At 37.1% G+C, this 13,330-nt stretch carries 11 protein-coding genes and 1 tRNA gene; 6 read left to right on the top strand and 6 right to left on the bottom strand.

Annotated elements, in window-relative coordinates:
* The first annotated feature begins 13 nt into the window (after positions 1–13).
* Positions 14–1,369 (top strand): GH1 family beta-glucosidase, encoded by a 1,356-nt coding sequence (locus PXD56_RS02930; protein ID WP_276491864.1) that lies wholly within the window; start codon positions 14–16, stop codon positions 1,367–1,369.
* Positions 1,370–1,507: 138 nt separating this feature from the next.
* On the opposite strand, the gene PXD56_RS02925 is transcribed toward PXD56_RS02930, so the two are convergent.
* From PXD56_RS02925 to PXD56_RS02900, 6 genes are all read right to left on the bottom strand, one after another.
* A complete protein-coding gene (locus PXD56_RS02925) occupies positions 1,508–2,686 on the bottom strand; it encodes an acyl-CoA dehydrogenase family protein (RefSeq protein WP_276491863.1) in 1,179 nt (392 codons plus the stop codon).
* A gap of 55 nt (positions 2,687–2,741) precedes the next feature.
* On the bottom strand, positions 2,742–3,455 hold the full coding sequence (locus PXD56_RS02920; protein ID WP_276491862.1) for a tRNA1(Val) (adenine(37)-N6)-methyltransferase: 714 nt from the start codon (positions 3,453–3,455) through the stop codon (positions 2,742–2,744).
* A 10-nt stretch (positions 3,456–3,465) separates the two neighbouring features.
* Positions 3,466–4,179 carry a LytR/AlgR family response regulator transcription factor gene (locus PXD56_RS02915; RefSeq protein ID WP_276491861.1) on the bottom strand — a complete coding sequence of 238 codons (714 nt, stop codon included), beginning with the start codon at positions 4,177–4,179 and terminating at the stop codon, positions 3,466–3,468.
* Positions 4,176–5,261, bottom strand: a complete 1,086-nt coding sequence (locus PXD56_RS02910) for a sensor histidine kinase (protein ID WP_276491860.1) — start codon at positions 5,259–5,261, stop codon at positions 4,176–4,178. Before PXD56_RS02910 ends, PXD56_RS02915 begins: the two co-directional genes overlap by 4 nt.
* Before the next feature lie 110 nt (positions 5,262–5,371).
* Positions 5,372–5,899, bottom strand: coding sequence for a ribosome maturation factor RimM (gene rimM, locus PXD56_RS02905; RefSeq protein WP_276491859.1), 528 nt, complete (start codon positions 5,897–5,899; stop codon positions 5,372–5,374).
* Positions 5,900–5,912: 13 nt separating this feature from the next.
* Entirely contained in the window at positions 5,913–6,479 is a 567-nt protein-coding gene (locus tag PXD56_RS02900) for a 30S ribosomal protein S16 (protein ID WP_276491858.1), read from the bottom strand.
* 401 nt (positions 6,480–6,880) lie between these two features.
* Between PXD56_RS02900 and dnaE the strand changes: the two genes are divergently transcribed.
* From dnaE to PXD56_RS02875, 5 genes are all read left to right on the top strand, one after another.
* Positions 6,881–11,317, top strand: coding sequence for a DNA polymerase III subunit alpha (dnaE, locus tag PXD56_RS02895; RefSeq protein WP_276491857.1), 4,437 nt, complete (start codon positions 6,881–6,883; stop codon positions 11,315–11,317).
* A gap of 210 nt (positions 11,318–11,527) precedes the next feature.
* Positions 11,528–11,845 (top strand): thioredoxin, encoded by a 318-nt coding sequence (gene trxA / locus PXD56_RS02890; RefSeq protein ID WP_024481982.1) that lies wholly within the window; start codon positions 11,528–11,530, stop codon positions 11,843–11,845.
* A 117-nt stretch (positions 11,846–11,962) separates the two neighbouring features.
* The gene (locus PXD56_RS02885) at positions 11,963–12,892 is read left to right on the top strand and encodes a DUF58 domain-containing protein (RefSeq protein WP_276491856.1); all 930 of its coding nucleotides are present in this window, start codon (positions 11,963–11,965) and stop codon (positions 12,890–12,892) included.
* A gap of 72 nt (positions 12,893–12,964) precedes the next feature.
* A tRNA-Asp gene (locus PXD56_RS02880) sits at positions 12,965–13,038 on the top strand.
* Positions 13,039–13,094: 56 nt separating this feature from the next.
* Positions 13,095–13,307: a GIY-YIG nuclease family protein gene (locus PXD56_RS02875; RefSeq protein ID WP_276491855.1), complete on the top strand. Its 213-nt coding sequence runs from the start codon at positions 13,095–13,097 to the stop codon at positions 13,305–13,307.
* Positions 13,308–13,330 lie beyond the last annotated feature (23 nt).

Genomic DNA, 13,330 nt, shown 5'->3' with positions numbered 1-13,330 from the left:
GCCCACCATTTCATTGAAAAAACAAAAAGAGCTATTATTCAATGCATCAGAATTTGGTGAAAATTTTGCATGGGGAGTCTCTACCGCAGCATATCAAATTGAAGGTGCTTTTGATTCTCACGGCAAAGGACCATCTATCTGGGATACATTTACTGCTTTACCAAAAGCTATTCGCAAAAGAGAAAATGCAAAAGTATCTTGTGACTTCTACCATAAGTACAAGGAAGATATCCTATTAATGAAATCCATGAACATTGATAACTACCGCTTCTCCATATCATGGGCAAGAGTTTTACCTAACGGCACAGGAACAATAAATGAAATAGGTTTACAATTTTACAATGATGTCATTAACTTTTGCTTAGCGCAAGAAATTACGCCGTGGGTAACGTTATATCATTGGGATCTACCACAATCATTAGAAGAAAAAGGCGGGTGGACCAATAGAGCAATAATTCAATGGTTTTCAGAATTCACAAAAGTTTGCGCCAATGCATTTGGCGACCGAGTAAAAAATTGGATGGTATTGAACGAACCTATGGTATTTATAGGTGCCGGATATTTTTTAGGTGTACATGCACCAGGTAAAAAAAGGCTCAAAAATTTTATGCCAGCTGCGCATCATGCTGTTCTTTGTCAAGCAGAGGGCGGTAGAATACTTCGAAAACTAGTGCCCAACGCTAATATTGGCACCACATTTTCATGTTCACAGATTACACCATATAGAGAGAATAATCGTGACAAGAAAACTGCCGTTAAAGTAGACGCCTTATTGAATCGTATGTTTATTGAGCCAGCACTTGGGTTAGGTTACCCCGTAAAAGAAGCTCCTGTCCTAAAAAAACTACAACCTTATATTAAACCGAACGACATGATTAATTGTAAGTTCGATTTTGATTTTATCGGAATTCAGAACTATACTCGTGAAAAAGTTAAATACAGTTTATTGGTACCCTACATACGAGCTAAGATCGTAAAAGCGAGTAAACGAAACGTAAAAACCACGTTGATGGATTGGGAAGTGTATCCCCCTAGCATTTATAATATGATTGAAAAGTTTAGTAATTATCCCCAGATAAAGAAATTGATCATTACCGAAAATGGAGCCGCATTCAAAGATAAATTAGAGGGAGAGAACATTACTGACGATGAACGGGTGCGCTTTTTACAACGCTATTTACGTCAAGTTTTAAAGGCAAAACAAGACGGCTTAAATATACATGGATATTTCGTTTGGACCTTTACAGATAACTTTGAATGGGCAGAAGGCTACTACCCAAGATTTGGACTCGTTCATATAGATTTTAAAACACTGAAAAGAACGATTAAAAAATCTGGAAAATGGTTTTCAGAATTCCTAGCCAACTAAATTTAGCGCATAAAAAAGCCGATGCTCCCATCGGCTTAAGCTCTTATCCAAAAAACATACACACATCTTACACGCGATGTTCAAAGGTATATGTTCAATCTTTATACTATGTTAAGGCAATTATACCAAACTGTTACTTTATTGAAAAGCAGGCATACCTGTAATATCGGCTCCTGTAATCAACAAATGAATATCATGGGTACCTTCATAAGTAATTACACTTTCTAAATTCATCATATGGCGCATAATGCTATACTCGCCAATTATACCCATACCTCCTAACACCTGTCTTGCCTCACGGGCTATTTTTATAGCCATCTCCACATTGTTTCTTTTTGCCATTGATATTTGTGCCGAAGTAGCCTTACCTTGATTCTTTAACTGACCCAAACGAAATGCTAGCAATTGCGCCTTGGTGATTTCGGTAATCATTTCTGCCAATTTCTTTTGCTGTAATTGTGTTGCGGCAATCGGCTTGCCAAATTGTACACGCTCCTTAGCATATCTTAATGCGGTATCATAACAGTCCATTGCAGCACCGATGGCTCCCCATGAAATTCCGAATCTTGCAGAATCCAAACAACCTAATGGCGCACCTAATCCTGATTTATTGGGCAAAAGGTTCTCTTTTGGCACTTTTACATTATCAAAAATCAGCTCCCCCGTTGCCGAAGCTCTTAAAGACCATTTGTTATGCGTTTCTGGAGTTGTGAAACCTTCCATACCACGTTCTACTATTAAGCCATGTATACGACCTTCTTCATTCTTTGCCCATACTACGGCTATATCACAAAAAGGCGAATTTGAAATCCAAAGTTTTGCACCGTTCAACAAATAATGATCACCCATATCTTTATACTTGGTTTCCATACCACTAGGGTTAGAACCGTGGTTAGGCTCGGTTAAACCGAAAGAACCCATCCATTCACCCGAAGCTAATTTTGGTAAGTATTTTTTACGTTGCTCTTCTGTTCCATAGGTAAAAATTGGGTACATCACCAAAGAAGTTTGTACCGATGCCGTAGAACGAACACCACTATCTCCTCTTTCTATTTCTTGCATGATAAGTCCGTAACTAATTTGATCTAACCCTGCACCGCCGTATTCTTCAGGAATGTACGGACCAAAAGCACCAATCTCGGCAAGACCTTTTATAATCTGCTTAGGAAATTCTGCCTTTTGGGCATATTCTTCAATAATAGGAGAGACATCTCTTTTCACCCATTGACGAGCCGCATCACGAATTAGTAAATGTTCTTCAGAAAGTAAATCGTCTAAATTATAATAGTCTGGCGCTTCAAATAAATCTGGTCTCATATCAATGCTTTTATCAAATATAATTAAAGAAATACAACAGTTTACTAAGGTAAAGTTACATTTTTAAGTAAAATTCTTTAGTCAGCTCCACATACTCAGGGGTATACTGATGTCTGCCAGTTTCAATTATTAATTCAGACACTTTACAATCTTGTCCTTTACGAGAAAAAGCCAATAATACGCGTTTAATCTCTGCAGTAGGATTACCTTTTACATGAAGACATTCAGTTATAACTAAACCTAAATCTGATGCCATTTTCACGAAAGTATCTTTTTCCTTGAATGGTATAATGGTAGTGAACAATCCGTTTTCTGATAATAATTTTGAAACTCCCTCTAACAATTCATTAAAAGGAAGAAACTCGTTTTGCCTAGCTTGGTCACGCTGTACGTTTCCTGAACTAACAGTTTCTGAATAAAATGGCGGATTGCAAACTATCAACTCATATTGATCTTCAATTTCATCAACAAACTCATCTAGACCGGCATGATAGCAATATAAACGATCGCCCCAAGGTGATAACTCAAAATTCTCTACACATTGCTCGTAGGCATCTGCATCTATTTCTAAGGCATCAACAACTTCTGCATGACTTCTTTGTGCCAACATCAAACTAATAACCCCTGTGCCAGCACCAATATCAAGAATAGATTCCGGATTAGCATCCACAGTAGTCCAAGCACCAAGTAACACACCGTCAGTACCAATTTTCATGGCACAGCGGTCTTGGTTGATACTGAATTGCTTAAATTTAAATAGTTTGCTCAATGTATATTTCCTAATTAATTAAATCATTCAAAATTCTACTTTTGGCATCTGCCAAATAGCTTCTACCAATAGTATATCTAATACCGCCAATTTCTACACTATTACCCTCTACCACACTTACTTTATCTACAGCAATAGTATAAGAGCGGTGAATTCTAATAAAGTTATCTCCAGGTAGCTCATCGGTAAAACTACTTAAGGTTCTATGAATAATATATTTAGCCGTAGGCGTAATTATCCTAATGTAATCTTTAAGGCTTTCTACGACCATAATTTCCTCAAGGTATACTTTTTGAAGTTTCTTTTTATCGACTTTTACAAAAATAGAAGGCTTCTCATCTTTATCTGAACCACCGTTACCAGAACCCTTTTTAAGACAAATAACACGATCAACAGATTTAAAGAAACGAGGTAATGGAATAGGCTTCACCAAATAATCTATAGCCTCAAGTTCAAAGCTCTTTAAAGCATGTTCTTCATGTGCGGTCGTCATAATAACGAAGGGTTTATTATGTAAGGTGCTTAAAAATTCTAATCCGTCAAGAAAAGGCATATTAATATCTAAAAACATGATATCTACCTTGTGATCTCTCAAAAAAGTAGAGGCATCAAGTGCATTAGAAAAAGTAGCTACTAATTGCAATTCTTTTACTCTTTCTATATAGTTTTTTAGCACATTTATTGCCAACGGTTCATCATCAACTACTATCACTTTCAAAATCATATCACCTTAAGCTTTAAAAAAACATTGAACATATTATCCTCTTCAAAAATCTTTAGATCGTAATCGTTTTTACCATATCCCAACTCTAAACGTTTTTTAACATTCGAGAGTCCAATACCTCCAATTTTTACAGGATAAACGTATTCTTTATTCACCAATGGTATGGAATTCGACACCTCAAAATCCATAAATCCATCATCGACTTTAACATCGATGATAATTTTCATCTCCCCTATATTTTTATTCGCTCCATGTTTAAAACAATTTTCAATTAGGGGAATCAATAACATGGGTGGTATTTTACAGTTAGTAAGACTACCTGAAATATTCATATCTATTTTCAAAGAATCATCGAACCGAATACGTTCCAAATCTATGTAATTTCTAATACAATTAATTTCACTGGTTAAATCTTGACGCTGTTTTTTAGTAGCATACAACAAATAGCGCATTAATTCTGACAACTTCAAAATAACCTCTGGTGCCTGATCAGATTTTTCCAAGGTTAAAGAATATATATTATTTAAAGTATTGAAGAAAAAATGTGGCGATACCTGAGACCGCAAAAAACGAAGTTCCGTTTTAAGTTGCCTCTTTTCTAGATCATGAAGCTTACTACTTTCCCTAAGCCAATCTACGGTAAGCTTTATCGCCGTAAAAAATGAAATTACATATACTTCACCTATCATACTCTGTACGGCAAAACCAATGGTCAGTGAATCTACGACTTCATTTGCTTCAGGCATAACATCTGTACTCACCAAGTAATAGGTAAGATTATATTTAAACAAAAGCATTACAACCAAGGCCAACAGTATAAATACAGTGTATTGAAGGTACTTTTTGGTATAAATAAATTTAGGCATTAAATAGTACGCGTTCAAATATGCCAAGAACATATGAATAGGGAAACCAATTAAATTGGTACGTAGTGAGAGTAGAAAATCATCATGTATAAATGTCCAACGAAATGTATTGAAGATGAAGTAAACCGACCAAAAGAGAATATGATGCCAAGGTTTAATATCACTTGTACCAAAAAACTTTGGTCTGCGTAAAAACTTCCTCAATCTAATATCCACAATTGAAAATTAGTGTTTTTAACCGAACAATACATAATAAGATAATGGTAATTAAAAAAACGTCATTAAAGTATGCTAAACTATAAAGAACATACTAAAAAAAATGGCATTTAAGACAAATACAACTCAACCAGACCATCAGGAGTAGTCACAAAAATACTTTTGTTCTCACGATCTACTTTAGTAATGATATCATCACTTACGGGTATCAATAATTGTACGCCATCTTTTTCAACTTCAAACAAGGCTTGTGCGGTAGTATCGTTGACACTTTGTATAATACCAATATCACCGTGAACAGAATCTATCATAGAGAAACCGATAATTTCGTGGTAATAAAATTTGTTACCATAAAGTTTTGGTAACATGGTAAGGGGTAAATAGAGTCCAGATTTCATAATGCGATCAGCATCAGATTCTGATTTCACCTCTTCAAAATCTATACGAAGTAAGTTAGATTTGTGAAGTCGGCATCTTTTAATAAAAAATGGAACCAGATTGTTTCCTAAAGAAACAAATACTGATTCCATGTTTTCGTAAATCTCGGGGTCATCGGTATCTAGTTTTACTAGAACCTCACCTTTGAAACTATATTTTGAAACGATATTACCTAGGTAGAAACAATCTTCCTTTCGCATCGTCTCTTAAAAATTATGCTTTATCTTCTTCAGCAGCAGGTGCTTCTGTAGCTTGCTCTGGCTCACCAGCAGCTTCAACAGCTTCTACTTCTTCTTCAGCACTTTCCCCTTCTGGAGTTTCTGGTAATGCAGCAGCTGCAGCTTCAGCGGCACGCTTATCATTAACTTCTTTCTCTGCTTTTAAGGCAGCAGCTCTAGCATCAGCTTTAACTTTATCTATACCACCAACTTTATCGGCAATAGCAGCTTCTTTTTCAGTAACCCAAGCATTGAATTTTTCTTCAGCTTGCTCTTCAGTCAATGCACCTTTACGTACACCACCTAATAAGTGATGCTTTAAAAGAACACCTCTGTAAGAAAGAATAGCTTTAGCAGTATCAGTTGGTTGTGCACCGTTTTGTAACCACTTTACAGAACTATCAACATCAAGTTCAATTGTTGCAGGGTTTGTATTAGGATTGTAGATACCTAATTTCTCTAAGAATTTACCATCTCTTTTAGCTCTTGCATCTGCAGCAACTACCCAATAGAATGGTTTTCCTTTTTTACCGTGTCTTTGTAATCTAATTTTTACTGGCATATCACATTAATTTGTAGGGTGCCCGACCCTTGATTATTAATTCTAGTTTTTTAACTCGTTCGCCATCAGTGAGCAAAGCTAATCTGAAAGCGGGTGCAAATATAATTCAAAATGCCGAATTGACAACAATGAATTCAAGTTATTTATTCTTTAGAAAATTACTGATTAATTACCTAATGCAAAGAAATCATATTTTAAGCTTCAAACACCAGTTTAAACAGCTATTCCAAAGTGTATAAGTAATAAAACAAAACCGACTTATATTAAAAAAACGCACTTTAAAATCATACGTTAATAACTCTTTGTAAGAACCACCTTTTCAACCATCACTTTTTTTGTAATTTTATACACACTTTTTAGGTCAATGACTTGACCGCTTTTGAACACACAGAATATTCTATATGTACCTCATCTTTGATACCGAAACCACCGGTCTTCCAAAAAACTGGAACGCACCTATTACCGACACCGACAACTGGCCACGTTGTATTCAAATAGCTTGGCAGTTGCATGACGATATGGGAAATTGCATTGAGCATGAAGATTACCTAGTACGCCCAGACGGATTCAACATTCCATATGACGCAGAACAAATTCACGGTATTTCTACAGAGCTAGCCGAACAAAAAGGTATTTCGCTAGCAGAGGTTCTTGAGAAATTCAACATTGCCATGTCTAAAACAAAATTCATTGTTGGGCAAAATGTTGGATTCGACGTCAATATTATGGGGGCGGAATTTCACCGTTTAGGAGTTGAAAATCCGTTACAGGAACTACCTGTTTTAGATACCTGTACCGAGCATACGGCACAATTGTGCCAAATTCCTGGTGGCCGTGGCGGTAAATTTAAACTGCCTACGTTAACTGAACTGCATCAATTTTTATTTGGCGAGCCTTTTGGCGAAGCGCATAATGCAACTGCCGATGTTGAGGCAACTACGCGTTGTTTTCTAGAACTTATTCGTAAGCAACAGTACACCAAAGAACAATTAGATGTTCAGCCCGATTATTTCAAGAATTTCTCTGAGGCGAATCCGAAGGAAATAGAACTTATCGGTCTTAAACATATCAACCTTAAGAAAGCATCGAAAAAAATTGCCGATGCACTTTGGGCAAAAGATACTGGTGGCGTTTCTCAAGAAGAAATAGAAGAAAATCTTGCCTACTTAGAAAACGCAAGTTTTGCACATTTACACAATCACACACAATTCTCCATATTACAATCTACCATAAGCGTACCTGATTTGGTGAAAGCCGCAGCAAAAGCCAATATGCCTGCAGTTGCCATGACGGACCATGCCAATATGATGGGTGCTTTCCATTTTGTAAACGGAGTATTAAATCATAACAAAGGTGTTGTATCTAGAAATGAAGCCAATCAAAAAAGATTTGAAGCTACACAAAACGGCACCTTAGAAGAAGGACAAGAACCTTTAAACGAATTACCGGAACCTGAACAGGAAATAACCCCAATTATAGGTTGTGAATTTCAAGTCTGTGAAGACCACACCAACAAATCTCAAAAAGACAACGGATACCAAATTGTAATGCTTGCCAAGAGCAAAAAAGGATATCTCAATTTGGCAAAAATGTCTTCAATTGCATTCGTTAGCGGTAAATATTATGTACCACGTATCGATAAAAAAGTTATTGAGCAGTACAAGGAAGATGTTATGGTACTTACAGGGAACCTTTATGGTGAAGTTCCCAGTAAAGTATTGAATGTTGGTGAAAACCAGGCAGAGGAAGCATTAATTTGGTGGAAAGAAACTTTTGGTGATGACCTGTACATGGAAATTATGCGTCACGGACAGGAAGACGAAGACCGCGTAAACCAGGTATTGATAAAATTTGCAAAAAAGCACAATGTAAAACTGGTTGCTACCAACAACACCTATTATGTAGAGAAAGAAAATGCACATGCGCACGATATTCTTCTTTGTGTAAAAGATGGTGAAAAACAGGCTACACCAATAGGTCGTGGTCGCGGGTATCGTTACGGGCTGCCCAACCAAGAATACTATTTTAAGTCATCTGATGAGATGAAAGAGCTTTTTAAGGATATTCCTGAAGCCATCATCAACATTCAAGAAATCGTGGACAAGGTAGAGACCTTTACTTTGGCACGTGATGTACTGTTACCTGCCTTTAATATTCCTGAAGAGTTTCAATTTGAGGAAGATAAACTGGACGGTGGTAAGCGTGGTGAAAATAAATTTCTACGCCATATTACCTATGAAGGCGCCAAAAAGAGATATGGGGAAATTACTCCTGCAATTGATGAAAGGCTAGATTTTGAGCTTAAAGTAATTGAAAAAACAGGGTACCCTGGTTATTTCTTGATTGTGGAAGATTTCATTAGAGCAGCGCGAGACATGGATGTATCCGTTGGTCCTGGTCGTGGATCCGCAGCAGGTTCTGCCGTAGCCTATTGTTTATGGATTACGAATCTAGACCCTATTAAGTACGACCTACTTTTTGAGCGTTTCCTAAATCCGGATCGTGTAAGTATGCCCGATATTGATATTGACTTTGATGATGAAGGGCGTGGTCGTGTAATGGATTATGTAATTGACAAGTACGGATCTAACCAAGTGGCACAGATTATCACGTATGGTACCATGGCCGCCAAATCTGCTATTAGAGATACGGCACGTGCTTTAGATTTGCCTCTGCAAGATTCTGATCGCATGGCAAAGTTGATACCCGATATGTCTAAGCTAAAAAAGATAATTGGAGTCGATGAAAAGGTCTTACGCTCAAAGTTTAGATCAGAAGATTTAGAAAAAATAAACGAGCTTTTAGCGATTTCCGAGGGCGATGGTCCAGAATCGGAAACTTTGAACCAAGCATATGTTTTAGAAGGTTCCGTTCGTAATACCGGTATTCATGCCTGTGGGGTCATTATTACTCCAGATGATATTACCAAGTTCGTTCCTGTTGCCCTAGCCAAGGATTCCGAAATGTACTGTACCCAGTTTGACAACTCGGTCGTGGAAGATGCAGGATTGTTGAAGATGGATTTCTTGGGATTGAAAACGCTGACCTTGATAAAGGACACCGTTAAGATCGTAAAAGCAAAACATGGTGTTGAGCTAGACCCAGAGAATTTTCCGCTAGATGATGTAAAAACATACGAACTCTTTCAAAGAGGAGAAACAGTTGGTGTATTCCAATATGAATCTCCCGGTATGCAAAAGCACATGAGATCGCTTAAACCAACGGTTTTTGCGGATCTTATTGCCATGAACGCCTTGTACCGTCCCGGCCCAATGGAATACATACCAAGTTTCATTGCCCGTAAACACGGTACTGAAGAAATTGTATATGACTTAGATGCCTGTGAGGAGTACTTAGCGGAAACCTACGGTATTACGGTATACCAAGAGCAAGTGATGCTCCTTTCGCAAAAGTTGGCGGACTTTACAAAGGGTGAAGCCGATGTCTTGCGTAAGGCAATGGGTAAAAAGCAAAAGCACGTACTTGATAAAATGAAGCCAAAGTTCATTGAACAAGCTTCTGCTAAAGGACATGCGGTTGATAAACTGGAGAAAATCTGGAAAGACTGGGAAGCATTCGCTGCCTATGCTTTCAACAAATCTCACTCTACTTGCTATGCTTGGATTGCCTACCAAACCGCATATTGCAAAGCCCACTACCCTGCCGAGTATATGGCTGCGGTATTGAGCAACAATATGAACGATATTAAGCAAGTTACCTTCTTCATGGAGGAATGTAAACGTATGGGCTTAGAAGTATTGGGTCCAGACGTAAACGAATCTTACTACAAGTTTGCAGTGAACGATGCCGGCGCCGTACGTTTTGGCATGGGAGCCGTAAAAGGTGTTGGTCGTGGTGCAGTAGAAACCATCGTTGAGAACAGAAAAGAAGACGGACCCTATAAATCCGTTTTCGATTTTGCAAAGCGTATAGAACTTCGCGCAGCCAATAAAAAAGCATTTGAAAGTTTAGCTGTGGCAGGTGGGTTCGATTCTTTTGGAGACACTCACAGAGCACAGTATTTTCATAATGAAGGTGACGGAGTAACCTTTCTGGAAAAGACCATAAAGTATGGCGCTAAATTCCAAGAAAGCGAGAACTCAAGTCAAGTAAGTTTATTTGGTGACGCCAGCGAAGTGCAAATACCAGAACCTGTGGTACCACCATGTGAGGAATGGGGAACTATGGAGAAACTGCGCAGAGAAAAAGAAGTGGTTGGTATTTATATATCAGGTCACCCTCTAGATGATTTCAAAACAGAGGTAAAAGCATTCTGTAATGCCAACATAGCTTGTGTAAATGATTTGCCTACCTATGTAAATAGAGAACTCACCTTTGCCGCCGTAATTACAGATGTACAACATAGAGTTTCTAAAAATGGAAAAGGCTGGGCCGCTTTTACTATGGAAGATTACACAGACTCTTATGAATTTCGGATTTTTGGAGAAGAATATTTAAAATTCAGGCACTTCTTAATGATCAACTCTTTTGCCTATGTAAAATTATTTGTTCGTGATGGATGGATGAATAAGGACACGGGTAAAAAAGGAGACCCAAGAATGCAGTTCAATAGCTTTATGTTATTACAAGAAGTTATGGAAACCTATGCCAGAAAGCTTACGATAAAACTAAACATTGCCGATTTAAAAGAAGAGAAGGTACGCACCCTCAAAGACACCTTCATAGACCACGTAGGGGAACATCCGGTTAATTTTATCGTTTATGAAATGGAAGAAAAAATTAAGGTCACTTTAAACAGCAGGCGACAAAAAGTAAATATTTCGACCGAGTTATTACAACTTTTAGAGAAACAAGACGTTCATTTTAAACTGAATTAAAGCAACGAGTATCATATTTGACTATTGAAATAGTAAAATTCACATATTAGAATCGCTAACTGTATTTTATGACCAACGACTCTATGTAAGAAAAGAACTATATAAATATATAAATTAGCTTGATACCTGAATAGGCAAAACGAATTGCCAAGCTGTAAGGAAACAGAAGAATAATTGACTAAATTTGCATAATCAATAAAAGAAATTAAGATGGCATTAGAAATAACAGATGCTACTTTTGACGAGGTAGTATTAAAAAGCGATAAACCAGTAGTAGTAGATTTTTGGGCAGCATGGTGCGGTCCTTGTCGTATGGTAGGTCCTATCATTGACGAAGTTAGTACTGAATATGACGGCAAAGCTGTTGTTGGTAAAGTTGATGTAGATGCAAATCAAGAATTCGCCGCTAAATACGGGGTACGTAACATACCTACTGTATTAGTATTCAAAGGTGGTGAAATTGTAAGCAGACAAGTAGGTGTATCACCTAAGAAAGTTTATACAGATGCTATAGACGCAGCTTTGTAAGCTTCATAGACTTATATAAAATATAAAAAGAGCTGGCATATGCCAGCTCTTTTTATTTGGGACAATTTTAATTATTACCATCCTTAAAGTTAAACCGTCTTTAGTATCTTTAGAATTGTGAATCTACAATCAGAATTAAACAAATCATCATTATTCTCTAACCTAGAGCTTCTTGCCAATCAAGTTGTAGAAGGGTTCATTAGCGGTATACACAGGAGTCCATTTCATGGGTTTTCTGCTGAATTTGCCGAACATAAAATCTATAACAATGGTGAAAGCACCAAACATATAGACTGGAAGCTTTTTGCCAAGACAGACAAACTCTACACCAAACGGTATGAAGAGGAAACCAATTTAAGGTGCCATATGATATTGGACAACTCTGCGTCTATGTATTATCCACAGGTCGATAATTTAAGCATCGATTCCTTAAATAAAATAGGATTTAGCGTCTTAGCAATCGCTGCGCTGATGAACGTGCTTAAAAGGCAGCGTGATGCTGTTGGTTTGAGTATTTATTCTGATGCCTATAATTATTATGCTCCAGAAAAAGGTAGCGAGCGTCATTTTCAAATGTTATTGGCACAATTAAGTGCCGTTGGCATGGCTAAAAATCCGCCAAAAGAGACAAATACCTATACCTATTTACATCAAATTGCAGAAAATATTAAACGTAGAAGTCTCATTTTCCTGTTTACCGACATGTTTCAAACCGAAAAAAATGATGATGAATTGTTCGAAGCGCTCCGTCATTTGAAATATAATAAGCACGATGTTGTACTTTTTCATCCGATGGATAAAAATCGTGAATTAAACTTCAATTTTGAAAATACGCCCAAAAGATTTGTCGACGTAGAAACCGGCGAACATATAGACTTATATGCCGATAATATTAAAGAAGCTTACAATGAACGTATTACAGCTTATTTATCTGACATAAAAATGAAATGCGCCCAATATAAAATCAAATATGTAGACATAGATATACACCGAGATTTCTCAACAGTGCTCAATACTTTTCTCGTAGAAAGAAATAAATTTCTCTAGATTGAAAAAAAAGTAAAAAAAATGTTTGTGCAATTAAATAAACCACATATATTTGCACTCGCTAAACGCCACGGTCTGGTAGTTCAGTTGGTTAGAATACCTGCCTGTCACGCAGGGGGTCGCGGGTTCGAGTCCCGTCCAGACCGCAAAAAGCTCTCAAGAAATTGAGAGCTTTTTTAGTTTACAACCTTTTTTCTGTTTTATGACCAATCACTACGTATACATTATTTATTCTGCTTCGCACGATGTCTACTACAAAGGATATTCTACAGATTATACCATGCGACTGGAACAACATAATCAAGGTAAAACAACATACACCAAAAACAAAGGACCCTGGAAACTCGTTTATGCAGAAGAATTAGATTCTAAAAAAGAAGCACTTATAAAAGAGAAAATTCTTAAAATACTATAATCGATTTTAAATACTAAATATCG

Source organism: Maribacter zhoushanensis, assembly GCF_029350975.1.
GTDB lineage: Bacteria > Bacteroidota > Bacteroidia > Flavobacteriales > Flavobacteriaceae > Maribacter > Maribacter zhoushanensis.
This window is presented reverse-complemented; position numbering and strand designations above follow the sequence as displayed.

Excerpts from the sequence above, each read along its gene's own strand:
- PXD56_RS02925 (WP_276491863.1), bottom strand. The coding sequence starts at position 2,686 with ATGAGACCAGATTTATTTGAAGCGCCAGACTATTATAATTTAGACGAT.
- PXD56_RS02915 (WP_276491861.1), bottom strand. The coding sequence starts at position 4,179 with ATGATTTTGAAAGTGATAGTAGTTGATGATGAACCGTTGGCAATAAAT.
- rimM (WP_276491859.1), bottom strand. The coding sequence starts at position 5,899 with ATGCGAAAGGAAGATTGTTTCTACCTAGGTAATATCGTTTCAAAATAT.
- PXD56_RS02900 (WP_276491858.1), bottom strand. The coding sequence starts at position 6,479 with ATGCCAGTAAAAATTAGATTACAAAGACACGGTAAAAAAGGAAAACCA.
- dnaE (WP_276491857.1), top strand. The coding sequence starts at position 6,881 with ATGTACCTCATCTTTGATACCGAAACCACCGGTCTTCCAAAAAACTGG.
- trxA (WP_024481982.1), top strand. The coding sequence starts at position 11,528 with ATGGCATTAGAAATAACAGATGCTACTTTTGACGAGGTAGTATTAAAA.
- PXD56_RS02875 (WP_276491855.1), top strand. The coding sequence starts at position 13,095 with ATGACCAATCACTACGTATACATTATTTATTCTGCTTCGCACGATGTC.